This is a genomic window from Pseudoalteromonas luteoviolacea (genome assembly GCF_001750165.1).
In the GTDB taxonomy this organism is placed as follows: Bacteria; Pseudomonadota; Gammaproteobacteria; order Enterobacterales; family Alteromonadaceae; genus Pseudoalteromonas; species Pseudoalteromonas luteoviolacea_G.
This window is the reverse complement of sequence record NZ_CP015411.1, coordinates 3,522,577-3,546,346: the sequence shown is the minus strand read 5'-3', so window position 1 is coordinate 3,546,346 and position 23,770 is coordinate 3,522,577. Positions and strand designations below refer to the sequence as shown.

The window sequence follows — 23,770 nt, the reverse complement described above, 5'->3', positions numbered from 1 at the left end:
TGAAGTTGACATGGGCAAATGCATTTAGCATTATTGCACGGTTGATACTTCTAAAAAGGTATCCGGGGTACTCTTCTCAAATAGAGTGCAAAAATTATAAAAGTAACATTACTTAATTGGTTGGGAACTATGTCTGTTAAAATCAGAAAGAGTCTTGTAGCTTCAGCGTTATTTGGCGCAGCAGCATTTGCAAGCAGCAATGTGATGGCAGATCCTTTGAATGACATACAGAAAGTAGGTCAGCAAACTCAAAAGGCTGCTCAAAAGTCTCAAGAAAAAGTTGATAAAATTTACGGTCAGTCAATCGAAATGATTGCCGATTATCGCACGACTGTAGATGAAACAGAGCTTCTAAAAGTATACAACGACCACGTTGCACGTTTGGTAGCGGACCAAAATGCAAATATTGAGTCTCTAGAGCGTCAGATAGCAACAGTTGATAAAACTAAGCAAGACGTTGTGCCTTTGATGTATCGCATGATTGATACACTCGAGCAATTCATCAAAGCGGACGTCCCGTTTGATACAGAAAAGCGTTTGGAGCGTGTTGAAAGACTTCGCGAAACACTTTCTAACGCAAAAGTAACCACTTCTGAGAAATACCGTCAGGTGCTTGAAGCATACACAGTTGAAACTGCGTATGGTACAGCAATGACTGCATCTCAAGGTTCACTGGAAATCAACGGTAAAAACATCAATGTTGACTTCGCACGTCTAGGTCGTATTGCATACGTTGCTCAGTCATTCGATCAAAAGAATGCATGGGTTTGGGACAACACTGCAAAGCAGTGGCAAGCACTAGGTGAAGAGTACCTTAAGCCTGTTAAAGACATGATCCGTATCGCACGTGGTCAGGCTGCCCCTGAACTAGTTAAACTTCCTATTTTTGGCGCGGAGTAATAAAAAATGAAGAAACTATTTAAAGGTTTTGCAGTTGCTGCAGCATTAACAGTTTCTGCTGGTGCCGCGTTGAATGCACATGCAAACACGGAAGCACTAGATAAGATCCTTGAGCAAGTTAAACAGAACCGAATTTCTGAAGGTAAAATTAACAAAGCTCGTGAGCAAGAGTTCTTATCTGAGCGCGCTGACAAGCAAGCTCTTCTTAACAAAGCTAAGCGTGACCTAGCTGCTGAGAAAGCACGTGGCGAGCGTCTTAACAAGCAATTCAAGCAAAACGAAGTTACACTTGCTGAGAAAGAAACTGAGCTAGTAAATGCACAGGGTACTCTTGGTGAGATGTTCGGTGTTGTACGTCGTTCTGCAGCAGATGCTATCGGTTCAATCGAAGCGTCAATCGTAAGTGCTGAAAAGCCAGGACGTGCTGAAGTTCTTCGTTCTCTAGCTGCTGCTAAAGAACTACCAACTACACGTGAACTAGAAGAGCTTTGGATTGCATTCCAAACTGAAATGACTGAATCTGCAAAGACATCTACTTTCGAAGCTGAAGTAGCTGAGCTAAGCGGTGACATCAATGTGAAGCCTGTTACTCGTATCGGTAACTTCAACCTAATCACACAAGATGGTTATGTTGTATACGATGTAGAGAACAAAGCAATTGTTCCTCTAGGTAAGCAACCAGCATCAAACGTTGTTGCTACAATCGGTGACCTTCTTAACACACCTGCAACTGGTTACGTACCTTTCGTAGTTGATCCAACTCGTGGTGCTATCCTTCGCCTGAATACACAAAAAGCAAGTGTTGAAGAGCGTTGGCACCAAGGTGACACAGTAGGTTACATCATCACTGCATTACTAGCACTAGGTGCTCTTATTGCATTGGTTCGTTTTGTTGACCTAATGCTTGTTGGTGCGAAGATCAAATCTCAAATCAAGAACGCTAACAACCCAAGTGATAACAACCCACTTGGCCGTATCTTGAAAGTGTACCACGATAACAAGAACCAAGACGTTGAGAACCTTGAGCTTAAACTTGACGAAGCAATTCTACGTGAAACGCCTCGCATTGAAGCTGGTATCAACATCATCAAGATCCTTGCAGCTATCGCACCACTACTAGGTCTACTTGGTACGGTTGTTGGTATGATCTTGACGTTCGAATCAATCACTCTATTCGGTACTGGTGATCCGAAGATCATGGCAGGTAACATCTCTCTAGCACTTGTTACTACAGCACTTGGTCTAATTGCTGCGCTACCATTAATCCTACTTCACGCTATTGTTGCTGGTCGTAGTAAATCAATCCTACACATTCTTGACGAGCAAAGCGCGGGTATCGTTGCTGCGCACGCGGAGAAGGAGAAAGCATAATGCTAGTCCTGGTGGAGACGTGGGAATCTATCAGGGATTTTGTTGCTACAGGCGGCGACGTACTATTCGTTGTCGCAATGGCACTCTTTCTTATGTGGGTATTAATGATTGAGCGCTATTGGTTCCTATTAGTTGAGTTCCCTAGAATGCATAAGGGGATTGTAGCTAGATGGGATGCCCGCCAAGATACTACATCTTGGTACGCACACAGAATCCGTGAAGCATGGGTTTCTGAAGCGTCTGAAAAATTAGATGAGCGTATGTTGATTATCAAAACATTGGTTGCAATGTGTCCATTAATCGGTCTACTAGGTACAGTAACAGGTATGATTTCAGTATTTGAAACCATGGCTACACAAGGTACTGGTAACCCGCGTTTGATGGCATCAGGCATTTCAATGGCAACGATACCAACAATGGCTGGAATGGTTGCGGCACTATCAGGTGTATTCTTTAGCACTCGTCTTGAAGCGAGAGCAAAAATGGCTAAAGAAAAACTTATCGATAGTTTGCCACATCACTAGAGAGAGATATAAATATGGCACGTAAACAGCGTTTTCGTGAAGAAGAAGAAGCAGCAGTAGATATGACGCCGATGCTTGACATCGTATTCATCATGTTGATTTTCTTCATCGTAACTACCTCTTTTGTTAAAGAGGCAGGCATTGAAGTTAAAAAGCCAAAAGCTGCACAGGCTCAAACTAAGAAAAATGCAAACATCTTTATCGCTATCCGTGAAAACGGTGAGATTTGGATGGACAAGCGTCAGGTCGATGTTGAGCGTGTAAGCGCTAACCTTGAAAATCTATTAGCTGAACAACAAACTGAAACTGTCATTATCCAAGCGGATAAAGGTGCTAAACACGGTGTTGTTGTGAAGGTAATGGACCAAATTAAGGCAACTGATGACGGACTGAAGATTTCAATAGCTGGAGCTAAGTAATGATTCGATTTCTGTTTTCACTTCTAGCAGGTGGGGCAGTAACTTTCGGCTTATTTTTCTTCATGTCTTACCTTATCTCCGGTGGAGCTGAAAGGGCAGACAACCAGAAGGAAGAGATCATAGTCGAGATTATGTCGAATCCGCCTGAATCAGATGTGCAGGAGAGGAAGCGTGTACCGCCTCCACCTCCTCCACCGCCAAAGCAGCCGCCTAAACCGCAGCCGCCACAGCCAGAGACGTCAAATCCTGCTGCAGGCGCAATCGGTTTTAACATGCCTAGCATCAGTATTGGTGGTACGGCAGGGTGGCCTAAGTGGCCCGGGTGATTTCGGTCGTGACGGTGATGCAACACCTATCGTTCGTATTGAACCTAAGTATCCACCACAAGCAGCACGTGATGGTAAAGAAGGCTGGGTACAGCTTGAATTTACTATCAATGAGCTAGGTGGTGTAGAAGATATTAAAATTATTGCAGCTGAACCAAAACGTATTTTCAACCGTGAAGCGCAACGTGCGCTTCGTAAGTGGAAATACAGACCAAAAATTGTTGATGGTAAACCTCAGAAACAATTTGGTATTCAGGTTCAACTTGATTTCAACCTTAACCAGGACTAAGGAGTAAGATATGAAGCAAATGTCAAAAGCAACAGCTCTTGCTCTGATGATGTCATTAGCTGGCGGTGCGTTAAGCACCGCAGCGTTTGCAGCGCCAGATCCAGCAAAGATCGAAGAGCGTAAAAATGCAAAGACAAAAGTCATGGGTGAGCGCGTTGGTAAAAAGGTCATCAAAGCTTTTGACCTTTACAACGAAGATAAAGTGGATGAAGCAATCACTTTACTTCTTGAAATCGATGCATCTGACGATTTTGATAAAGCGACGGTTAATCGTTATTTAGGTAACCTTTATGCTCAGAAAGAAGAGTATAAGACGGCTATCAAATATATTCGTCAAGCAGTAGCACCAGATGTACTTAACTTTAAAGATCATGCTGATCTATTAAAGTTACTTGGTGACCTATTAATAGGTACTGAGCAGTACGAAGGCGCTAAAAAGACTTATTACGACTGGATGGACTTTACAGGTGAACAAGACCCTAAAGTTTATGGTCGTATTGCACAGGCAAACTATGAGCTTAAAAAGTTTGCTGATGTAATTGAGCCTGCTGACCAAGCGATTACCTTAAATGAAGAAGAACCTAACAAATCGTATTATATGCTGAAAATTGGTTCGTACTTTGAACTAAAACAGTATAAGAATGCAGTTAGTGTTGCTGAAACACTTGTCAAAATCTTCCCTGAAGATAAGCAAGTTTGGACTCAACTAGGTTCATTCTATATGCAGACAGAACAGTACCGTAAAGGTCAAACTGTGATGGAAATTGCATATGAGAAAGGCTATTTCGACAAAGAGAACCACTACAAGATTCTTGGTAGTTACTATTCTTTGAATGAGATCCCTTATAAAGCGGCTATTACGTTTGAAAAGGCGATCAAAAACAAACACATTGAGCGTACAAAGCAAAATGTGACTGCAATAGCAAGTTACTTCCACCAAGCGAAGAACATTGATAAAGCAGCTAAGTACTATGAAGAAGCAGCTAAGTTTGAAAACGATCCAGAGTTGTATAGAAAGGCAGGTAGCTTATTGTTACAAGACCTTCAATACGCTGCAGCGGTCGTTCGTTTAAACAAAGCTCTTGAGCTGGGCTCTAAAAAGAAGGGTACAATTTACTCTGACCTAGCCGAAGCTTATCTGTATCAAGAAAAGTACAAGCAAGCATATCGTGCGATTATGAAGGCTCAAGAAGATCCTAAGACTCGCCGATTCGCTCGCAGCTGGGCATCTTTCATCAAAGAAAAAGCACAGCGTAAAGGCATCAGTCTTTAATTTAAAAGCCCCGAAAGGGGCTTTTTTATTGCCTCTTCCAAAGTTTGATTCAAAACATGTTTATCCTTATAAATTTGCGTACACTTGCAGGCTATATTTACACTTATCCTGAGTTGGTGAGCGGTACACTAAGTGTCTGACTCGTTTCTGTTTTCATAAAGTGATGAATAATGTTATGACGGTTAACGTTAGATTATTAGCCAATTTAGATAAAATGATATGTATGGAGATAATATGTTGAGGCTTAGTGGCGTAATAGCTGTGCTAGCGAGTGGGCTTTTTTTAGGTGCTTGCAGTGAGCCAAGTGAACGGATTAATTTGGCGCAATTTAAGGAGCGGGTTCAAGCCCTCAATTGGTTCATGCTTGATAACACAATAGCAAGCGCTGAAAAGGTCATGCCTTATGATGAATTATATTTGTTCCGTCGCAATTCACTATTGAATACACTTGATCAAAGTCAGATAGCACCCAATGATAAGGACACATTGGCTTATTTGACAATCCAACAGCGTTATCCAGAGCGATATTTAGGCTGGCCGATGCAGTCGAACATCGCAAAGAAAGCTTTGGAACACTTTAATTATCAACAAGTCGATGCATGGTTAAATCGTACTCAAAAGAGGCTTGAAAGTGCTAGGGATAGTAACATACTGATTTCTAGAATAGAAAAAGAACAGTTGCTTGCATATCTGGCTGAGACGAAGCATCAAAGTGATGAAAAAGAAGCGCTGACTGTGTTCTTGCAGCAATATAACACTCGTTCTGGGATCGGTTTGTCTCAGTTGCCCAATGGAACGGAGTGGTATCAAAGTAAATTAAATTACTATTTGGGTCATGTAAGCACACCTCATGACTTGACTCGCTTGCTCAACGCTGTAAAAGCAGACGTGCCGAAAAACATATCACCTAATAAGCAGCTTCTTACCTCGTCAGTACAGCCTGCTGCTCTTATGCTACTTGATGAAGGCTGTGAGCATGCGCCGGGGCTTAATTGGCGTGATCACTTTATCGATATTCGCAAAACAGTTGCACAATGTCAGCTTTCGATAGATAAAGATACGCTTAAGATTGCTGCCATCGTAGCAGAGGTTGACTTGGGCGTGCATGCGTTTTCGTGGTCTCAGCAACAAGCAATGCATAGGTTACAAACTCGGTTAAATCTGAATGAAGCGCAAGCCTATGCGTTACTGAAAAGTATAGTATTTTATCCCGCAACAATTCTTGTGTTTTTAGAGCAACTTAAACTTCAATAAGTACTTTGTTGGGACAACATTGAGAACATCTCTGTGTCGCTGGATCTTGCTCTAACAGTTTATCTTCGATCTCTTTTTCACAGTCGCAGCAAAATCCAAATTGTCCTATATCAATTTGGCACAATGCCGCTTCAATTTGAACGAGCCTTTGATAACTGGGAAATTGGTTTGGGCATATCTTTTCATTAATGCTATCAATCCAGTCTGAAGGGGAAGTACTTTCTAATTCCTCTGCGAGTTCTAAAATAACTGGATTTGTATTTGTTCTCAAATCTTGAACAAAGCTTGCTCGTGTTTGAACAAGCTCCTCTTTCAATTTTACTTGGCATTGCTTTAGTAGATTTTCATTCATGGGCAGATTCTCCTCTGAATGCCCATTATCTATTGCAGAGTCAGTTAGATGTTATGATTTGAATCAAGTGACGGAGATTTTGCATATTTCTGTAATACAGTAACGACGTCCGATTTTGCTTTTAGACGTTTTATTTCCTCAAATAAATCGTGTGCTTCAGGGTACTGCAATTTTAAATAACCAAGCCATTGCTTTGTTCTGGCTGAAAAGTATTTCTCACTGACATTTTCGTCTTGGTGCATTGAAGAATTGACAATATGATATACAACCTCTTGCCAGTCTAATGGCTTATAGGTTCGAGCCTGAACATGTGCCTTTATTTTTGCTGCTAGATCAGGTGTGGCAAGTGCACCGCGACCTAACATAAGGTCTTGACACTGACTTTGCTGCTGACATCGAATAGCGTCTTCTATTTGCCATATTTCACCATTTGCAACCACAGGTATAGTCAGTCTTTCCAGTAGAGGTGGGATTTTTTCCCAGTAGGCTGGAGGTCGATAACCATCCCGCTTAGTTCTTGCGTGAATGGCTAAGGATGATGCGCCTGCACTCTGTACGGCATCGACGATTTCACAGCTGTTGGCATCATCATCAAACCCTAATCGGATTTTGGCACTGACTACATGCTCTTCAGGAACGGCCTCGCGAACAGCTTTAATAATTTGATAAATTTGTTCAGGCTCTTTAAGTAGTACCGCACCGCCTTTGCTCTTATTGACGGTTTTTGCAGGGCAGCCAAAGTTGAGATCAATACCATGGGAGCCAAGCTTAACGGCTTTTCTGGCGTTTGCTGCAAGCACATGGGGTACTTGACCTAACAATTGTATTCTCACGGGGGTACCTGATCGAGTTAGCCCCCCGTTTAGTAGCTCTGGGCAATAGCGCACGAAAACTCTTCTTGGCAAAGTTAGGTCAACCACACGCACAAACTCAGTGACGCAAAGATCGAATCCGCCAAGGTCGGTAAGTAATTCACGCATTTTAAAGTCGACAACGCCCTCCATCGGGGCCAATATAAGTTTCATCAGTACTGCACCAAAGTAAAATTCGGGCTATTCTATATGAGATGGAGCGAATTATTAATATAAATCTTATCTGTTCCTCATACTCTAAGTACCCACGACATGTGGCTCTACACTCAAAACAGAAAAACTTTGAAATTTGTTTTTAAGTAATAGGGTCTATTGAATGAACCCGAATTAATGATTGAGAGAAATAATTATGAATACAGTAAAGAAAAATACCCTAGCACTAACTTTGAGTGCAGCTGTTGCGAGTACTGCGGCATTGGCTTCTGGTGAGGCTTCTGCAAACCCATTTTCATATGAAGTTTTAACTGCTGGCTATCAGCTGGATGCGAGTGAAGGCAAATGTGGTGAAGGGAAATGCGGCGGTGATGCAAAAAGTAAAGAAGGCAAATGTGGTGAAGGTAAGTGTGGCGGCGCTAAAAGCAAAGAAGGCAAATGCGGTGAGGGCAAGTGCGGCGGTGCTAAAAGCAAAGAAGGCAAATGCGGCGAAGGTAAATGTGGTGGCGCTAAAAGCAAAGAAGGTAAGTGCGGCGAAGGTAAATGTGGCGGCAGCACAAAAAATAAAGAAGGCAAATGCGGTGAAGGTAAATGTGGTGGTAGCCACTAATCTAAATTTTAGATTAATATAGAAATTGAGAACTAAGGCAGTGGTAATGAAACAAGCTTTTGGCAATGTAGGTTTAGGGCTTCGTAGAGAGATGTTAGACGATGCACTCCGTCGACCTTCTAATTTGGTGGATTTTTATGAAGTTGCACCAGAAAACTGGATGACATTGGGAGGAAAGTTTGGTTCACAATTCGCGAAACTGACCGATCAGCATAACTTTGTGTGCCACGGCTTATCATTATCACTTGGCTCTACAGATGCACTTGATACGGAGTTTATTGCAAACTTAAAAGCGTTTTTTGCACAACATAACATTAAGTGCTACAGCGAGCATCTCAGCTATTGTTCGGGTAATGGGCATATGTATGACTTGATGCCCATTCCATTTACCGAAGAGGCCGTTGTACATACCGCCAAGCGAATTGCAGAGGTGCAAGACAGGCTTGAGCGACGTATTGCGGTCGAAAATGTGTCTTACTATGCTGCACCAGGCCAAAATATCACTGAGCTGGAGTTTACTTTAGCAGTTTTACAAGAGGCCGATTGTGATTTATTGCTGGATGTTAACAATATCTATGTAAATTCAATTAATCATGGATACGATGCCAATGCATTTTTAGCTGCACTTCCTTCAGAGCGTATTGCATATGGGCATATTGCAGGTCACTACGAGGAGGATAAAGATTTACTCGTTGACACACATGGTGCAGATGTATGTGATCCTGTCTGGCAATTATTGCATAATGCCTATGAGATCCATGGTGTTTTCCCAACACTATTAGAACGTGATTTTAACATTCCACCTTATGAGATTTTACTTGAAGAGGTACAGCAAATTCATCATATTCAAGCGTCGTTTCAACATGCGAAAAAGGGGATTGCTTAATGTCATTCCAGGAGGTTCAGGCTTCATTTGTGGCACACATTAAAGATCCAGATAATGTTGCAAAACCCTCAGATGTTGAAGAGCGGAGGATGAAGATTTATAGAGAGTTATTTTTTAACAATGTGGAGGGCTTCGTTGCTTCAGCGTTTCCGGTATTAAAGAGCCTATATAATCAATGTGAGTGGTATAGTCTAGTAAGAAAGTTCTTTGCTCAGCATTCGTGTGAAAGTCCATATTTTTTGGAGATAAGTCAGGAGTTTCTACATTTTTTAGAAAACACGTATCAGCCAACGGAGTACGATCCTGTATTTATGTATGAGCTGGCGCATTATGAGTGGGTAGAACTCAATGTGTCTATCTTAAAGCGTGAGCCGAGTGATAGAATTCGTGATGAACGGATCCAAGAAAATGATGCTTTGTATCTTTCAAGTGTCGCACAATGTGTTCAATATACCTTTCCTGTTCACCAAATCCAAACGGATTTTCAACCTTCGGAGCCTGAAGGGGGGCCATATGGGTTTGTTGTTTATCGTGACCATGACGACGAAACGCAATTTATAGCTCTTAACCCGATGACGAGCTTGTTATTGACGAGTATTGAACAAAACCCAGGTGTGAGTATTTTACAGTTAAGTGAGCAAATAGCTCAACAGATCCCAGGGTTTAGCGCTGAGCAACTATTACTGGGTGCATTACAGACACTTCAGCAATTTACAGAGTTAGGTATCATTGTAGATAAAAAGAACAATTCAGCTTTGTTGAGGTCGTGACTTACACTAAAATAGCGCATGCTCGTGCTAACGTCTTGTGCTCTTCATATGGGGTCAAGGCTCTTAAAAAGGTAACTTTCATGTCTAATTCAGAACGTAAAGATCCATTCAGTCTAAAGTACTTTTTAGCATTTTTAGTGCTTTTTGTGGTCGTTGGGTGTTTAAATGCGATCCTTGGCTGGGCTACTTTAGGTGGCTAAACTTCTAAACAAAATTATTATTGGGTTACAAGAATAATGAGTGGGTCACTTATTCATCGAGTTTGGCCCATTTATTAAACCTTTAGTCGTTTTTTCTCCGATTTTTGTCCATTCCAGTTTAAAGTCGATCCTTTCTTGTTATAATCATCTCCTTTCTAAAATAAACCTTATAACTGAACGATTATGACACAACAAAATTTGTCTTTGATCAAAGATAGTATCGCAACAGTGCCTGATTATCCTAAAGCTGGCATTATGTTTAGAGATGTAACTACATTACTTGCAAACCCTGAAGCATTTCAAGCGACGATGGACGCGTTTGTAGCAGCATATAAGGACCAAGGATTTGACAAAATCATTGGCACTGAGTCTCGCGGGTTTATTTTTGGTGCACCGCTAGCGTTAGCGCTTGGGATTCCTTTTATTCCTGTGCGCAAACCTGGTAAGTTGCCAAGAGAAGTGATCAGCCAGTCTTACCAACTAGAATACGGAGAAGATACGCTAGAGCTTCACACGGACGCAGTTGCTGAGGGTGATAAAGTATTATTGGTGGATGATTTGTTGGCAACCGGTGGTACGATTGAAGCGACTGCTAAGTTAGTTTCTCGTCTAGGTGGTCAAGCAACTGATGCTGCTTTTGTTATTTCATTGCCTGAGCTTGGTGGTGAGGAGCGAGTGGCTGCATTGGGTATTAATATTCTAAAATTAGTAGAATTCGACGGCGAGTAGTATTAATGAGCTATCAGGTCTTAGCAAGAAAGTGGCGGCCTCAATCATTCCATGAAATGATGGGTCAGGAACATGTAAAGCAGGCATTGATTAATGCCTTAAATGAGCAAAGGTTACATCATGCTTATTTGTTTACAGGTACCCGAGGTGTGGGCAAAACGACTATTGCTAGGATCTTTGCTAAAAGCTTGAATTGTGAGCAAGGTATATCTTCTACCCCGTGTGGGCAGTGCAGTACTTGTGAAGAGATCGAGGCAGGTAAATTCATCGATCTGATTGAGATTGATGCGGCATCAAGAACCAAAGTAGAAGATACGAGGGAAATATTAGATAACGTCCAATATGCACCAACGCGAGGCCGTTACAAAGTCTATTTAATTGACGAAGTACACATGCTGTCGAAGCACAGTTTCAACGCATTACTCAAGACGTTAGAAGAGCCGCCAGAGCATGTGAAGTTTTTACTGGCCACGACGGATCCACAAAAGTTACCAATTACGATTTTATCTCGCTGTTTACAGTTTAATTTGAATGCGATGGCGAAAGGTCAAATTGTTGAACAACTGGCGAAAATATTACCAAAAGAAAACTTCCAATTTGAAGATGATGCGTTAAGTGTTTTGGCTAAGGCTGCCGATGGTAGTATGCGTGATGCACTAAGCCTTACCGATCAAGCAATTGCACAAACCAATGGGCATTTGACTGTAGCAGCAGTACAGCAGATGCTAGGCCTGATGGATAGTGCACATGCGATGTTACTCATGAGTGCTGTATTGTGCCAAGACGGTAATGCTTTGATGGCAGAAGTTGAAAACATTGCTTTGAAAAATGGTAACTTTGTTAGTGTCATTGATGACTTAATAGCGCTATTACACATCATCCAATTGACACAACTTGTGCCACAGGCTGCACATGTTGGTCAATTTGATCAACAACAAGTGAAGGCTCTGGCAGAAGAAATTTCACCACAAACAGCCCAGATGTTATACCAGTTGCTATTGAGCGGCAAAAAAGATTTAAGCTGGGCGCCTGATGCTAAGTTAGGCTTTGAAATGGTAATGCTTAGGTTGCTTGCTTTTGAAGGCACTGACTTCTCACAAACCGGAGTTCTCCCTGCTGCTACTAAAGTACATCAAGCACAAGAAAAAAAGTCCAAAGCAGGTGCGTTGCGCGACATATTAAACAATAACCAAAAAAAAACGTTAAATAGCGAACCCGAAGCGCACTTGGCTCAACCTCAAGCTAGGCCAGCTAATACTGCGCAGCAAAGTGCATTGGCGCAACCCATGCAGGCAGAACCTGTTCAGCATGCACCGCATAGCACAACGACGCACGTAGCGCAGGCAGAAACTGTACATCATGCACCGTCTAGTACAACGACGCACGTGGCGCAGACAGAACCAGAACATCATGCACCGCATAGTGCGCCTACGCATGCTACGCAGGCAGAACCAATACATAACGCATTGCATCATGCATCAGAGCACGCTGAATCTCACAGTGAAGCAGGTCGGCCAACTACACCAATAGCTCCTCATAGAGCCCCTTTAGGCGGGGGGTCTACACCGCCTGAATATGAACAACAATATAACGATATCATGGCGCAAGCTGCGGCACAGGGCTTTAACGAGCCTACGCCAGAGAGTAATGGCTTACCTGAAAACACTGCTCAAGTATCTGCGAACGCTGATACATCACCAGGCCAACTTTATGCGCAAAAGCAAGGGCAAGCGCAATCAGCCATCGCCAAAATTTTGCAAAATAGACAGATTTCTGGTGCAGGAAAGTTATTAGGGGGCAAAGAAACGCCAAAAAAGCCCAGTAGTGATAATCACATTCCTAAAAACAATCCAACTCCTTCCTACGAGCAACGGGTAGAGCAACCGGCACCAAACAACTTGCCAGTTGAGGGAGAGGGAACCAGAATACCTGATCAAGCCCCAGTCGCTACAAAGCCTCACACTCCGATTCCAACGCGCACTAAAACTAAAAAGCCTGAAATATCAGAGCGATTTAAGAAAGATGAGAGTAAGTTAGCGCCAGAGTTACTGGAGCAACTATCACCGACTCCCGCAAAAGTTGATGAGCAAGAGCATGTAATTGAAATGCCTGTGCCTGAAAACTTTACTAGCCCAATTAGCAGCTTGAAGTTCGCATATGAAAAAGATGATTGGGCAAACTTAATCGAGAAAATGGCGCTCAGTGGTCGCGTTAGGCAGTTCGCTTTGCATGCGATGTACGAGAAAAAGGGCAATCTGTGTGTATTAAAGGCTGAGCAAAATCAGCAGCATTTAGACTCGCCTATGCTTAGAGATAAATTACAGCAGTCATTTACGTTGGCCTTAAGCGAGCCGGTAGAGCTGCAAATGGAGTTTGTTGAGCAGGTGCAATCTACTCCGTTTTTAATACAACAAGATATTGATCAACAGCGATATTTAGAAGCTGTAGATGCCGTCAATTCAGACCCTATTATCCAGACGATGGTGGCTGAATTTGATGCGGTGGTAAACGAAAAATCGGTAAAGGCATTGTAATTGAGTACAATAGACTTTATCTTTTAACCAATTAAATTATTGAAGTAAGAGAGTACACTATGTTTAAAGGTGGAATGGGCAATATCATGAAGCAAGCTCAGCAAATGCAAGAGCGCATGGAAAAAGCCCAAGAAGAAATCAAAAGCTTAGAAGTAACTGGTGAAGCAGGTGCTGGTCTTGTGAAAGTAACTATGCTTGGTAGCCACAATGTTCGTCGTGTAGAAATTGATGAAAGTCTAATGGAAGACGACAAAGACATGATTGAAGATTTACTTGCAGCTGCGGTAAATGATGCTGTGCGCCGTGTAGGCGAAGAGTCACAAAAGCGCATGTCTGATGTAACCGGTGGAATGCAAATGCCGCCTGGCTTTAAAATGCCTTTCTAAGCTTAACACTATGAATTAAAAGGTTTTTATTCTATTTATCCCCACAGGGGGAGAAGTGCGGGACAAAAACTACAAAAAGCTCAGGTAATAAATGCCTGAGCTTTTTGTATTTGATAGGCGTTTTAGTGACTTTATTTATGCTTCTAGTTTTTCGGCTCTAGGTGAAAACTCAAAAACATCTGAATAGCAATTTCGTTCTTCTAAGCCTAAGGCGTTGAGCTGGTCAATCGTGCCATAAACCATCTGCGGCGAACCACATAAATAAGCATGTGTCTCTTTAAGATCGATATGGTCTTGCTGTATGACTTCGTAGAGAAAGCCTGTTCTTCCTGTCCAACCCGGCTGAGCTGACTCTAAAATTGTATGGAAATTCAGGTTTTTATGCGTAGTCGCCCAATTGTGAAACTGTTCTAAAAGAAAAAAGTCATCGCTATGACGATTAGACCAGTAAATATTGATATTCGCATCAGGATCGCGATGCAAAATCTCTTCCGTTATACACTTAATCTTGGATATGCCAGAGCCCGCGGCGACAAACAAATGAGGCTGATCAAGGTTCGTTTGTAAAAATGCTTTGCCCATGGCAAGCACGATCTTGACTGGCTGGTTACTGGCTTTAGCAGCAAACAAACAGTCAACTACTTTGCCTGAAAAGTCACTAACAACTTGGATAATTAAGCTGACTCTATTTGGTTTATCAGCTTCTAAACGGCTAGAAATCGTGTATGAAAGCCACAATGGTTGACCATCATTATTCACATCCAGTTCGAGCTTCAAATATTGCCCAGACTTATAGTTCAATACTGTTCCCTCTGGAGCTAACAGCTCAATTTCAAAGGTATGTTTATTGAGTGATTCGATCTTGGTTACACACACGTCATAATGTGCGACAGGGGATGTTTTAACTTCATTTTTCATTTTATAAACTTACACTTAATCGTATGGATTATTTAATTGATGCTAGTTTAGGTGAGTTTATTGATGAGAGAAAATGATATATTATAAACAATCTATTAATTTTACTCATGATTAAACATGTTAGAACGTATCCACCTTCGTATCATTCATGCTGTCCATCAGCAAGGATCTCTCACTGCTGCGGCAAAAGAGCTCTGTGTAACACAATCAGCATTAAGTCATACAATGCGCAAACTGGAAGACAATCTCGGTACTGCTGTTTGGGTACGTGACGGAAGAAGCTTAAGGCTAACACAAGCAGGCCACTATTTACTCAATATCGCAAATCGTGCGCTTCCGCTATTAAGCGGTGCTGAAGAAAGGCTTAAGCAAATCGCTATGGGCGAGCGCGGTACATTGCGGATCGGTATGGAATGCCACCCTTGCTATCAATGGCTGTTAAAAGTGGTATCACCTTTTTTAGAGACTTGGCCGGGTGTTGACGTCGATGTTAAACAAAAATTCCAATTTGGCGGAGTAGGGGCTTTGCTAGATTATGAAATAGATTTGCTGGTAACACCTGATCCCTACTTTAAAAGTGGCTTAGTCTTTGAGCCAGTATTTGATTATGAACAAGTGCTCGTCGTTCCTAAAGATCACGAATTAACAGCTAAAAAATTTGCCCAAGCTGAAGATCTCAGAGACCAAGTTTTGTTTACCTACCCAGTATCAAAAGATCGCCTTGATATTTACACACAGTTCCTCAACCCAGATCAAGTGATCCCTAAGCAACATAAAACTGTCGAAACCACCGATATCATGTTGCAAATGGTTGCATGCGGTCGAGGGGTTGCAGCCTTGCCGCGCTGGCTGGCTGAAGAGTACAGCACAAAACTACCATTGTCGGTTGTACGTTTAGGTAAAAATGGCATCGCGAAGCAGATTTATTTAGGTACTCGAGAAGGGGATAGTAATATTGATTACCTCAGCGCTTTTATCAAAATGGCGCATAGTTACAAACATCCTGCAGCAATCAGCCCTGAGTAAATTAGCAGCCATTAGCACTTCCTAATGGCTAAAGTTGTTTTTTTATTTGTCTACATAAATAAAATGCACAAGAGGGTTAAAGCATTCGTTTTACCTATTTTAAATAAATGATAAATGGCCTAAACGTGTGTTTTTCTGTGCGCTTAGGCTGCGGTCTATCACTCAGTAAAACAGTTTTCAGTGATAACACGCCACTTCGAAATACTGCCCGATAAATACACTAATTAATCAATTAGTTTGCTCATAAAACAGTATTACCAAACAGAGAATTAATTACCACCTAAGTGTACTGAGCACAGTGATTAAAAATTCCAGAGCCTTCGAATATTCGATCCGTTAACACGGTATTATGAGCAAAACTCATAGAATCATAAAATTAAATCAATATTAATCATGAATTATTCATCATAGAATTGCTTCAGACATTCAGGTCAGATTTAATTTTAAGCTAAGGACCCACAATATTATGAGCAGCGATTTCACCTATTCAATTAAGACTATTCGATTTGATGAGCATTATTCACCTTCAAACGATACGCGCCTGACTACAAACTTTGCTAATTTGGCGCGTGGTGAAGTACGTCAGGAAAACCTTCGTAAAGCAATTAACATGATCAACAACTGCTTTAACAGTCTGGCAAATTGGGATAACCCAAACAAAGACCGTTACTCTGTTGAAATTGATATTGTACATGTTGATATTGACGTTGAGGGCAATGGTGAAACCTTCCCTACGATTGAAGTATTAAAAACATATATTGTTGATCATCATACAAACAGACGCATCGAAGGTATTGTGGGTAATAACTTCTCATCGTATGTCCGTGACTACGACTTTAGCGTGCTACTGCGTAAACACAATGAAGGAAAAGGTCATTTTTCTGTGCCAGAAAATTATGGTGAATTACACGGTAAAATGTTCCAAGACTTCATTAGTTCAAGCGCTTACAAAGAAAACTTCAGTAAGCCTCCAGTGATTTGTTTAAGTGTATCAGACAACAAAACGTATCACCGTACAAGTAATACACATCCGATTTTGGGTGTTGAATACACGCCGAATGAATCATCACTGACAGAGCAGTATTTCAAAACAATGGGTATGGAAGTGCGCTACTTTATGCCTGAAAACAGTGTGGCTCCGTATGCATTCTTTTTCTTCGGTGATTTACTGAACGATTACAGCACACTGGAGCTGATCAGCACATTGAGCACGATGGAAACGTTTCAGAAGATTTATCGTCCAGAAATTTATAACGCTAATTCTACGGCTGGGGAAACTTACAAACCAAGTCTGAAAAATTTAGATTGCTCTTTAACGCAAGTGGTTTATGACAGAGAAGAGCGAGCTCGCCTTGCGATTGAACAAGGTAAGTGGTGTGAAGACAACTTTATTCAACGATACCAGTCAACACTGGAAAAATGGGCTGCTAACTTTGTTCAACCGTCATTCTGATTTTAAGGTATAGATGTATTAATTATGAAAAAATTATTCCCAACTTCTACCGCTGGTAGTCTGCCCAAACCGTCTTGGTTGGCACAACCTGAGCAGCTTTGGTCACCTTGGAAATTAGAAGGCGAAGAACTGATTGCCGGTAAAAAAGACGCACTGAGAGTTACATTACAAGAACAAGATAATGCGGGTATTGAGATTGTGAGTGATGGTGAGCAAACTCGCCAGCACTTTGTCACCACATTCATTGAAAACTTGAGCGGCGTTGATTTTGAAAATAAAAAGACAGTTAGAATTCGTGACCGTTACGATGCCAGTGTGCCAGGCATTATTGGTCCAGTAAGTCGCCAAAAACCAGTATTTGTTGATGATGCGAAGTTTTTGCGCTCGCAAACAGAGCAGCCAATTAAATGGGCGCTACCAGGACCAATGACGATGGTAGACACGCTTTATGATGATTATTATCAAGATCGTAAAACCCTGGCGTTCGAATTTGCTAAAGCATTGAATGAAGAAGCAAAAGAGTTAGAAGCTGCTGGCGTAAATATCATTCAATTTGATGAACCTGCGTTCAATGTGTTCCTTGATGAAGTGAACGAATGGGGTATTGAGGCACTTGAAATTGCAACAGAAGGGCTTAAGTGCGAAACCGCTGTGCACATTTGCTATGGTTACGGCATAAAAGCAAATACCGACTGGAAAAAAACATTAGGCAATGAGTGGCGTCACTATGAAAGAACATTTCCAGCCATTCAGCAATCTAGTATCGATATTATTTCTTTAGAATGCCATAACGGTCGAGTACCGCTTGAAGTATTGTCACTTCTGAAAGGTAAGAAGGTGATGGTCGGCGCTATTGATGTCGCTACCAATGACATCGAAACGCCAGAAGAAGTCGCTGACACCATCCGCGAAGCACTTAAATATGTTGATGCTGACAAACTTTACCCTTGCACAAATTGTGGTATGGCACCGCTATCAAGGGAAGTGGCAAGAGGTAAATTACAGGCTTTAGCCGCTGGGGCAGAAATAGTAAGAAAAGAGCTCTTGGCATAATTTCTTCGTTTGTCTTACACATAACCAACAAATGGTTTCTCCGTTTGTTGGTTTTATTTATTTTAATTAAACGTTGTTGATTTACACTATGATAGAGTTTTTAAGCAATAATATTTCAACACTCATCGCGCTGGTTGCAACAGGAGCATTTGCGGGGATTTTGGCAGGCTTGCTGGGTGTAGGCGGCGGTATTGTTATTGTACCGGTGCTATTTTTTGTTTTCCAAGGCTTTGGCGTATCACCAGAGTCAGCCATGGTCATCGCAACAGCGACCTCGTTAGCGACAATTATTCCAACTTCTATTAGCTCAATTCGCTCGCACAATCAAAAAGGCAATGTAGATTTTGATTTGTTAAAGCGCTGGGCGGTGTTTATCTTTATCGGTGTTTTGGTAGGTAGTTGGCTGGTAACACGCGTCAACGGCACTTGGTTGACTGGGTTATTTGGAATCATCGCGACCTTATCAGCGCTGAATATGCTGTTTCGAACAGGCAAATCAGCATTATTTCAATCACTGCCCGGTAAAGCTGGACAAGCAACAATGAGTACCTCAATTGGATTATTTAGCTCAATGGTAGGCATTGGTGGTGGTACGATTTCTGTTCCATTACTCACGCTTTATAACTATCCGGCTCATAAAGCTGTGGGGACAGCCGCTGCTATTGGGTTAATTATCTCTTTACCGGGCGCTGCGACCATGCTCATTTTAGGTCAATCACCCGCTGATGCGCCTGTGGGCACATTTGGACTTGTTAATTTAGTGGCATTTCTATGTATTGTGCCTTTAACAGTATTGTTTGCACCTGTTGGCGCCTCGCTCGCAGCTAAATTAGACGCTGTAAAACTTAAGAGAGTATTTTCTATCGTATTGCTTGTGACTGGAATACGTATGCTTCTTCAACTCTTTTTATAGGGCTGAATGTAAATAGGGTTGGTATTAGTTATGAATCAAATTTGATGAGACTGAATCACCAATGCACATTGCAAAACTTAACTCGCATTTGCACGCTTAGTTTGATAGGTCAGCTGCATTAAAGTCGCTGCCCTATTTTAGAACCTAAAATAAATACCCACTTTTTAAAGATCAGAGGCAGCAGGTAATCATTTGAACAATAAAGATTGGTTTTTGCTTCTCAATATCTCCGAATAATCTGCTAATTTTTCTAGACGGTTGAAGAGTCATAAAAGACAAAATCATATTCATCAATTTTTCGGACCGCACGTCTACGTGCCTTTTTCATGTTTTTGAAAAGTTTACAATTAAGTTTTTTACCATCTAGGTTTCATATCTTTAGCAATTATGAAGACTTATTCTTCCAGCTACTTTATTATTTCCCTCTCATCACAAAGTAAGATAAGTTGTAATGCATCTCTCAAACTTCCTGTTTCCACGCAATTTTAGATATGTTTTATGTGCATCGTTGACCATGATTGCTCTGATGCTTTTTGATACATTTGGACTACCAGTTGATAGGCTAGGCCTTATACCACATAGCCAACGTCATCTTACCGGTATCGTTACGGCGCCCTTTGTACATGATTCTTGGTCACATTTAGGTGGTAACTTGGTGGGTTTATTAATTTGTGGCTACTTGGCTAGTCGATTACCTAACTTTAAGACTGCAAGTGTAAGTATTATCTTATTAACAGGAATATTTGTATGGTTATTTGCGGCCAGAGGTAATCACATAGGGGCTTCGGGTGTTGTAATGGGCTATTATGGTTTGTTAGTTGGAGTCGCGCTTTTTCAGCGAAACTTGTTGAGTGTGCTCAGCTTACTGGTATTGGCCTTGGCAACCTATTACGCAAATATTAATTTTATTGGAACATTATTTGATTTTTCTGACAATGTTAGCAGCGAAAGTCATCTATTTGGTTTCATCAGTGGTGTGTTGGTTGCTTTTTTACAGAGGTCTAAATCGTCAAAAAATCGCTCTTTTAAGAAGCGTACGAATAAAGAGTAAACGTTATCAGATGATTTTTGTGCAATAGTTGTTAGCTGCAACTCGATAACTTTCAATCAAGCGCACGATGCCTTATTATCGCGTTTTAGATATAAATAATTGGTGTGTTTACCACCTATTTGAGGAAATATGCAGTTATCACCTAAACTAGCCGCTTTAGTTGAAGCATTAAGATGCTTACCGGGTATTGGTCCTAAGTCTGCTCAACGTATCGCTTTTCATTTATTAGAAAGGGACCGAGAAGGAGGGGCTCAGTTAGGTAACTGTCTTACTGAAGCAATGGAAGATATTGGGCATTGCGAGTCTTGCCGTACTTTCTCTGAGGCACCAGTATGCGATATCTGCCAAAGTATTAAACGTCAGGATACTGGGTTATTATGTATTGTAGAGTCACCTACAGACGTTTTAGCAATTGAACAAACAGGACAATATACCGGTTTATACTTTGTCTTAATGGGTCATTTGTCACCGCTAGATGGAATTGGTCCTCAAGAGATTGGATTAGATAAACTGCAAACGACACTTCAAAATGGAAAAATTCAGGAAGTTATCCTTGCAACCAATCCAACTGTAGAAGGCGAGGCTACGGCACACTATATTGCTGAACTATGCAACAACCTAAATGTTAAAGCTTCTCGTATTGCTCATGGTATGCCTGTAGGTGGTGAGTTAGACTTGGTTGATGGAATGACATTAATGCACGCATTTTCTGGCCGAAAGGTACTGTAACAGTTACTTTTTCTTCTGTGTTGTACTAAATACACTCGCTCAACCTGGTTTGTTTACAAGTTGTAAAATTAAAAGTTGCAATTAGGTATGGAGAAATTTATCATCGAGTAACTGAAGTTTTTATATGATTAGATTGACCCAAATCTTTGTTATTTAACCTCTCTTTTTTTTAGCTTTGGCTTATATGGGGTTGTTTAAAATTAAGAAATGTGAGCAAATCTAATCTTCTACCTTAGTTAGCTAGATATAATAAGGTTTTGATCGTGATAATGCTCATCGCTGCTACATTGCTTTATATTCTTGTTATCGCTATTTGTATCACTGTGATAATCAAAGGACATAGTTTGAATTTTCTAGAAAGAAAAATCAAAAATGTGATTGAACGAGATAAGATCCCTGAAGATAAAGAAATCTCTGAAAAGGATTATCATCAAGCTTATGAGATAATTGATGACCTAGCCGTTGTCTTAGAATGTAATAATGATATGGTCAAGTATAATGGAGTCAAGAGTGTGTTTAAGCGTGTAGAAGCATTCCGAGACCAAAAACAGGATGCTGAACAAGATCTTGACGTATTGAATGACATAGGCCAAAAAATATCAGGTGATAAAAAAGCCAGCTTATGGGTGGTAAAGTAATACCACTATTATACCGATATGAGAATAGGCTCTAACACTTAAATGAAGTTTTTCATGAGATTAAAAACGTATACAGTTGGTTTTGGTAGAAGTTAACAGTAATAATGCAGTCATTGTATTCATACAATGTTTTACTAGTCATTACCTTATCACTTTAAAACGATAGCTTGGTTTTATGAATGATTTTTTAGATATAGCAGCACTGTTCTTTATGGGATTAGGCTGTTTGGTCGTTATAAGTTTTCTTTATCTTTTTAAAGAACGTTGGTTAGAACTTGTTTTTGTGCGCAATAAAAACTTGAAAAATAAGTCTGATCATGAATTACACTCTTGCTTTTTGACTGCATTGACCAGTATTGCAAGCTTTATTTTATTTCAGCATCTTCTAGATTACCTCTACGAACTGCATATGGATAAAATGATTAGAAGGCAAATATATTACTTTATTGCAGCATGTGGTAATGCCTCTTTTATCATTGCTTTAACTCTTTTGCACGCGATTAGAGAGTGCACTTTTTCATCCGTTGCTAGATACGCCTGCTATATGTCCCTGGCTGCAATGATGATCAAAACACTGCAACTAGTACTTCATGGTTATCTAGATATCAGTATATTTAATTTTTATTATAATATATCCATATTTTGCCTTAGTAGCGCACAAACTTTATTGGTTGCAAAATATCCATTCAATTTACTAATGCAAAGAAAGTACGCCAAGGAATACTAATATGCCATTTCTTATCGTTATTCTTTTGATCCACTGCCTTGTGATTTGCTTTATTTTAGCTGCTATTATTAATGGCCATAACTTGAACCGGTTTGAAGAAAAAATAAGAGGGGTTTTTATTAAGCCTAAAGTAGGTGAAGGCGTCCCTGATGCACTTTACGATGAAGCTTACGAGATTGTAATGGACCTTGGTAAAGCACTTGAAATTGATAACGACACGACAAAGCATGATGCTGTTCAAATGGCATTGAAGCGTGTGGAAGGGTTTAGGGATGACTCAAAAGATTATCAAATAAAATCAAAAGAACATGAGCAAGAAAAAGGCAAACTTAAAGTAGTAAAATAACCCATATCAATCTCTAAGGTTATGCGCTACTTTTGTTAGCGTTAGCCTACCTTCTTTTGTTGTGAACCTGCGCTTTTATCTAGAAATGGCTCTAAGTCTCTCAACAAAATTTTACCACAGCTTTCAAAATTGACTTCTTTACCTCTTTTAAACCAGCCTAAGTGACAAATAAATAATAGGCTTTCTTTTGCTGTTTGAATAAATTTAGATTCAAAATCTTTATTATACGATTGGGTTGTATCCGATAGGGTCATATGGGGTTGTGGAGTGTCCGCATTGGGTCGTTCTTCGCCTGTTATTAACCAGCATGCATGGCTTTGCGTTAAAGGGTGTGAAAAGAACTTTTCTATCACAGATAACGTAGGTTCACGTTCGCCCTTCTCATACTTACGATACGAGGCTGTAGGTATATCTAGTATTTCAGAAAAACTGATTTGAGATTCTTCTAAGGAAACTCGAAGTTGTTTCAGTCTTGTTGCAAAAGATGTTGACATATAACCCAATCCGATCAATTATTTACTCAGTTGACCCAGATAGCCTACATTAAATGTTATAAGTTGTCTAATTGGGTCGGGGTTAATTTAATCATTTTTTCTGATATGAAAGTGCTATACGCCTTTAATAGATACACAGTATCAGAATATTGATGTAAACAATATGGATATGTTATGAGTATAATCTCTAGAAACGAGCGCTCTCGCAGAGCCCAAACACAAGACGCTAAACGTTACATTCAAATGACAATTCGTAGGCTGCGTCAGGATATGAACTTGACTCAAGCACAGTTAGGCAAGAGTTTAGTTACACCAGTAGATCAGGCAACCATTTCTAATTGGGAGTCGGGTAAAACTGAACTTTCTGCATCACAACTTCTTGATGTTATGATGCTTTTTGGCAAGCCGAACTTTTTAATGTTATTAGAACAATGTGATGTACAGCCGGATGTTTTCGAAAATAAAAAAAGTGCATAAATATCCCTGACTCATATTTTACAACGCACTGTGCTTGCTCTTTTGCGAGCGCAGTGAAAGTCACATCAATGGTCGCTTTTTATCTGTTTAGAAAGTA

At 40.7% G+C, this 23,770-nt stretch carries 26 protein-coding genes and 1 pseudogene; 23 read left to right on the top strand and 4 right to left on the bottom strand.

Annotation, left to right across the window (positions count from 1 at the left end; all coding sequences use genetic code 11):
- The first annotated feature begins 129 nt into the window (after positions 1-129).
- From S4054249_RS14960 to S4054249_RS14930, 7 genes and pseudogenes are all read left to right on the top strand, one after another.
- Positions 130-900 carry a DUF3450 domain-containing protein gene (locus S4054249_RS14960; RefSeq protein ID WP_039607759.1) on the top strand — a complete coding sequence of 257 codons (771 nt, stop codon included), beginning with the start codon at positions 130-132 and terminating at the stop codon, positions 898-900.
- 6 nt (positions 901-906) lie between these two features.
- The gene (locus S4054249_RS14955; RefSeq protein WP_046356384.1) at positions 907-2,271 is read left to right on the top strand and encodes a MotA/TolQ/ExbB proton channel family protein; all 1,365 of its coding nucleotides are present in this window, start codon (positions 907-909) and stop codon (positions 2,269-2,271) included.
- Positions 2,271-2,795, top strand: a complete 525-nt coding sequence (locus tag S4054249_RS14950) for a MotA/TolQ/ExbB proton channel family protein (RefSeq protein ID WP_039607761.1) — start codon at positions 2,271-2,273, stop codon at positions 2,793-2,795. The genes S4054249_RS14955 and S4054249_RS14950 overlap by 1 nt, the downstream gene beginning before the upstream one ends.
- A 14-nt stretch (positions 2,796-2,809) precedes the next feature.
- Positions 2,810-3,214 carry an ExbD/TolR family protein gene (locus tag S4054249_RS14945; protein ID WP_023402250.1) on the top strand — a complete coding sequence of 135 codons (405 nt, stop codon included), beginning with the start codon at positions 2,810-2,812 and terminating at the stop codon, positions 3,212-3,214.
- Positions 3,214-3,829, top strand: a pseudogene (locus tag S4054249_RS14940) (energy transducer TonB). Before S4054249_RS14945 ends, S4054249_RS14940 begins: the two are co-directional and overlap by 1 nt.
- A gap of 10 nt (positions 3,830-3,839) precedes the next feature.
- On the top strand, positions 3,840-5,102 hold the full coding sequence (locus tag S4054249_RS14935; RefSeq protein WP_046356386.1) for a tetratricopeptide repeat protein: 1,263 nt from the start codon (positions 3,840-3,842) through the stop codon (positions 5,100-5,102).
- A 234-nt stretch (positions 5,103-5,336) separates the two neighbouring features.
- Positions 5,337-6,356: a hypothetical protein gene (locus S4054249_RS14930; protein WP_046356387.1), complete on the top strand. Its 1,020-nt coding sequence runs from the start codon at positions 5,337-5,339 to the stop codon at positions 6,354-6,356.
- Here S4054249_RS14930 and S4054249_RS14925 read toward each other — a convergent pair.
- Both S4054249_RS14925 and S4054249_RS14920 read right to left on the bottom strand, forming a co-directional pair.
- On the bottom strand, positions 6,343-6,708 hold the full coding sequence (locus S4054249_RS14925) for an RNA polymerase-binding protein DksA (RefSeq protein ID WP_046356388.1): 366 nt from the start codon (positions 6,706-6,708) through the stop codon (positions 6,343-6,345). The two genes, S4054249_RS14930 and S4054249_RS14925, sit on opposite strands and share 14 nt — an antisense overlap.
- Positions 6,709-6,752: 44 nt before the next feature.
- Entirely contained in the window at positions 6,753-7,733 is a 981-nt protein-coding gene (locus tag S4054249_RS14920) for a tRNA-dihydrouridine synthase (RefSeq protein WP_046356389.1), read from the bottom strand.
- 196 nt (positions 7,734-7,929) lie between these two features.
- On the opposite strand from S4054249_RS14920, the gene S4054249_RS14915 reads away from it, so the two are divergent.
- The 6 genes from S4054249_RS14915 (at position 7,930) to S4054249_RS14890 (ending at position 13,848) form a co-directional block, all read left to right on the top strand.
- Positions 7,930-8,343: an HvfA family oxazolone/thioamide-modified RiPP metallophore gene (locus S4054249_RS14915; protein WP_046356390.1), complete on the top strand. Its 414-nt coding sequence runs from the start codon at positions 7,930-7,932 to the stop codon at positions 8,341-8,343.
- A gap of 46 nt (positions 8,344-8,389) precedes the next feature.
- On the top strand, positions 8,390-9,229 hold the full coding sequence (locus S4054249_RS14910) for an HvfB family MNIO-type RiPP peptide maturase (RefSeq protein ID WP_046356391.1): 840 nt from the start codon (positions 8,390-8,392) through the stop codon (positions 9,227-9,229).
- A complete protein-coding gene (locus S4054249_RS14905; RefSeq protein WP_046356392.1) occupies positions 9,229-9,999 on the top strand; it encodes an HvfC family RiPP maturation protein in 771 nt (256 codons plus the stop codon). The genes S4054249_RS14910 and S4054249_RS14905 overlap by 1 nt, the downstream gene beginning before the upstream one ends.
- Before the next feature lie 383 nt (positions 10,000-10,382).
- Positions 10,383-10,928: an adenine phosphoribosyltransferase gene (apt, locus tag S4054249_RS14900; protein WP_046356393.1), complete on the top strand. Its 546-nt coding sequence runs from the start codon at positions 10,383-10,385 to the stop codon at positions 10,926-10,928.
- A 5-nt stretch (positions 10,929-10,933) separates the two neighbouring features.
- Positions 10,934-13,462 (top strand): DNA polymerase III subunit gamma/tau, encoded by a 2,529-nt coding sequence (dnaX, locus tag S4054249_RS14895; protein WP_046356394.1) that lies wholly within the window; start codon positions 10,934-10,936, stop codon positions 13,460-13,462.
- Positions 13,463-13,521: 59 nt separating this feature from the next.
- Complete coding sequence (locus S4054249_RS14890) at positions 13,522-13,848, top strand: YbaB/EbfC family nucleoid-associated protein (RefSeq protein WP_046356395.1); 327 nt, start codon at positions 13,522-13,524, stop codon at positions 13,846-13,848.
- 135 nt (positions 13,849-13,983) lie between these two features.
- On the opposite strand, the gene S4054249_RS14885 is transcribed toward S4054249_RS14890, so the two are convergent.
- Complete coding sequence (locus tag S4054249_RS14885) at positions 13,984-14,766, bottom strand: FAD-binding oxidoreductase (RefSeq protein ID WP_052960985.1); 783 nt, start codon at positions 14,764-14,766, stop codon at positions 13,984-13,986.
- A 117-nt stretch (positions 14,767-14,883) separates the two neighbouring features.
- On the opposite strand from S4054249_RS14885, the gene S4054249_RS14880 reads away from it, so the two are divergent.
- The 9 genes from S4054249_RS14880 (at position 14,884) to S4054249_RS14840 (ending at position 22,702) form a co-directional block, all read left to right on the top strand.
- On the top strand, positions 14,884-15,792 hold the full coding sequence (locus tag S4054249_RS14880; protein ID WP_046356396.1) for a LysR family transcriptional regulator: 909 nt from the start codon (positions 14,884-14,886) through the stop codon (positions 15,790-15,792).
- Positions 15,793-16,258: 466 nt separating this feature from the next.
- Complete coding sequence (locus tag S4054249_RS14875) at positions 16,259-17,245, top strand: DUF1852 domain-containing protein (RefSeq protein WP_046356397.1); 987 nt, start codon at positions 16,259-16,261, stop codon at positions 17,243-17,245.
- 24 nt (positions 17,246-17,269) lie between these two features.
- Positions 17,270-18,298, top strand: a complete 1,029-nt coding sequence (locus S4054249_RS14870) for a methionine synthase (protein ID WP_046356398.1) — start codon at positions 17,270-17,272, stop codon at positions 18,296-18,298.
- An 88-nt stretch (positions 18,299-18,386) separates the two neighbouring features.
- A complete protein-coding gene (locus tag S4054249_RS14865) occupies positions 18,387-19,211 on the top strand; it encodes a sulfite exporter TauE/SafE family protein (protein WP_046356399.1) in 825 nt (274 codons plus the stop codon).
- A 526-nt stretch (positions 19,212-19,737) separates the two neighbouring features.
- A complete protein-coding gene (locus S4054249_RS14860) occupies positions 19,738-20,262 on the top strand; it encodes a rhomboid family intramembrane serine protease (RefSeq protein WP_230851860.1) in 525 nt (174 codons plus the stop codon).
- Between the two features lie 129 nt (positions 20,263-20,391).
- Complete coding sequence (gene recR / locus S4054249_RS14855) at positions 20,392-20,991, top strand: recombination mediator RecR (RefSeq protein WP_046356401.1); 600 nt, start codon at positions 20,392-20,394, stop codon at positions 20,989-20,991.
- 263 nt (positions 20,992-21,254) lie between these two features.
- Positions 21,255-21,629, top strand: coding sequence for a hypothetical protein (locus tag S4054249_RS14850; RefSeq protein ID WP_046356402.1), 375 nt, complete (start codon positions 21,255-21,257; stop codon positions 21,627-21,629).
- Between the two features lie 175 nt (positions 21,630-21,804).
- Entirely contained in the window at positions 21,805-22,356 is a 552-nt protein-coding gene (locus S4054249_RS14845) for a hypothetical protein (protein WP_046356403.1), read from the top strand.
- 1 nt (position 22,357) lies between these two features.
- On the top strand, positions 22,358-22,702 hold the full coding sequence (locus tag S4054249_RS14840) for a hypothetical protein (RefSeq protein WP_046356404.1): 345 nt from the start codon (positions 22,358-22,360) through the stop codon (positions 22,700-22,702).
- Positions 22,703-22,743: 41 nt separating this feature from the next.
- Here the strand turns inward: S4054249_RS14840 and S4054249_RS14835 are convergent, their stop codons facing one another.
- Positions 22,744-23,196, bottom strand: a complete 453-nt coding sequence (locus S4054249_RS14835; RefSeq protein WP_046356405.1) for a helix-turn-helix domain-containing protein — start codon at positions 23,194-23,196, stop codon at positions 22,744-22,746.
- Positions 23,197-23,370: 174 nt separating this feature from the next.
- Here S4054249_RS14835 and S4054249_RS14830 point away from each other — a divergent pair, with 174 nt between their 5' ends.
- Complete coding sequence (locus S4054249_RS14830) at positions 23,371-23,673, top strand: helix-turn-helix transcriptional regulator (protein WP_046356406.1); 303 nt, start codon at positions 23,371-23,373, stop codon at positions 23,671-23,673.
- The last annotated feature ends 97 nt before the right edge of the window (positions 23,674-23,770 follow it).

Excerpts from the sequence above, each read along its gene's own strand:
- S4054249_RS14960 (WP_039607759.1), top strand. The coding sequence starts at position 130 with ATGTCTGTTAAAATCAGAAAGAGTCTTGTAGCTTCAGCGTTATTTGGC.
- S4054249_RS14955 (WP_046356384.1), top strand. The coding sequence starts at position 907 with ATGAAGAAACTATTTAAAGGTTTTGCAGTTGCTGCAGCATTAACAGTT.
- S4054249_RS14950 (WP_039607761.1), top strand. The coding sequence starts at position 2,271 with ATGCTAGTCCTGGTGGAGACGTGGGAATCTATCAGGGATTTTGTTGCT.
- S4054249_RS14945 (WP_023402250.1), top strand. The coding sequence starts at position 2,810 with ATGGCACGTAAACAGCGTTTTCGTGAAGAAGAAGAAGCAGCAGTAGAT.
- S4054249_RS14935 (WP_046356386.1), top strand. The coding sequence starts at position 3,840 with ATGAAGCAAATGTCAAAAGCAACAGCTCTTGCTCTGATGATGTCATTA.
- S4054249_RS14930 (WP_046356387.1), top strand. The coding sequence starts at position 5,337 with ATGTTGAGGCTTAGTGGCGTAATAGCTGTGCTAGCGAGTGGGCTTTTT.
- S4054249_RS14925 (WP_046356388.1), bottom strand. The coding sequence starts at position 6,708 with ATGAATGAAAATCTACTAAAGCAATGCCAAGTAAAATTGAAAGAGGAG.
- S4054249_RS14920 (WP_046356389.1), bottom strand. The coding sequence starts at position 7,733 with ATGAAACTTATATTGGCCCCGATGGAGGGCGTTGTCGACTTTAAAATG.
- S4054249_RS14915 (WP_046356390.1), top strand. The coding sequence starts at position 7,930 with ATGAATACAGTAAAGAAAAATACCCTAGCACTAACTTTGAGTGCAGCT.
- S4054249_RS14910 (WP_046356391.1), top strand. The coding sequence starts at position 8,390 with ATGAAACAAGCTTTTGGCAATGTAGGTTTAGGGCTTCGTAGAGAGATG.
- S4054249_RS14905 (WP_046356392.1), top strand. The coding sequence starts at position 9,229 with ATGTCATTCCAGGAGGTTCAGGCTTCATTTGTGGCACACATTAAAGAT.
- apt (WP_046356393.1), top strand. The coding sequence starts at position 10,383 with ATGACACAACAAAATTTGTCTTTGATCAAAGATAGTATCGCAACAGTG.
- dnaX (WP_046356394.1), top strand. The coding sequence starts at position 10,934 with ATGAGCTATCAGGTCTTAGCAAGAAAGTGGCGGCCTCAATCATTCCAT.
- S4054249_RS14890 (WP_046356395.1), top strand. The coding sequence starts at position 13,522 with ATGTTTAAAGGTGGAATGGGCAATATCATGAAGCAAGCTCAGCAAATG.
- S4054249_RS14885 (WP_052960985.1), bottom strand. The coding sequence starts at position 14,766 with ATGAAAAATGAAGTTAAAACATCCCCTGTCGCACATTATGACGTGTGT.
- S4054249_RS14880 (WP_046356396.1), top strand. The coding sequence starts at position 14,884 with ATGTTAGAACGTATCCACCTTCGTATCATTCATGCTGTCCATCAGCAA.
- S4054249_RS14875 (WP_046356397.1), top strand. The coding sequence starts at position 16,259 with ATGAGCAGCGATTTCACCTATTCAATTAAGACTATTCGATTTGATGAG.
- S4054249_RS14870 (WP_046356398.1), top strand. The coding sequence starts at position 17,270 with ATGAAAAAATTATTCCCAACTTCTACCGCTGGTAGTCTGCCCAAACCG.
- S4054249_RS14865 (WP_046356399.1), top strand. The coding sequence starts at position 18,387 with ATGATAGAGTTTTTAAGCAATAATATTTCAACACTCATCGCGCTGGTT.
- S4054249_RS14860 (WP_230851860.1), top strand. The coding sequence starts at position 19,738 with ATGCTTTTTGATACATTTGGACTACCAGTTGATAGGCTAGGCCTTATA.
- recR (WP_046356401.1), top strand. The coding sequence starts at position 20,392 with ATGCAGTTATCACCTAAACTAGCCGCTTTAGTTGAAGCATTAAGATGC.
- S4054249_RS14845 (WP_046356403.1), top strand. The coding sequence starts at position 21,805 with ATGAATGATTTTTTAGATATAGCAGCACTGTTCTTTATGGGATTAGGC.
- S4054249_RS14840 (WP_046356404.1), top strand. The coding sequence starts at position 22,358 with ATGCCATTTCTTATCGTTATTCTTTTGATCCACTGCCTTGTGATTTGC.
- S4054249_RS14835 (WP_046356405.1), bottom strand. The coding sequence starts at position 23,196 with ATGTCAACATCTTTTGCAACAAGACTGAAACAACTTCGAGTTTCCTTA.
- S4054249_RS14830 (WP_046356406.1), top strand. The coding sequence starts at position 23,371 with ATGAGTATAATCTCTAGAAACGAGCGCTCTCGCAGAGCCCAAACACAA.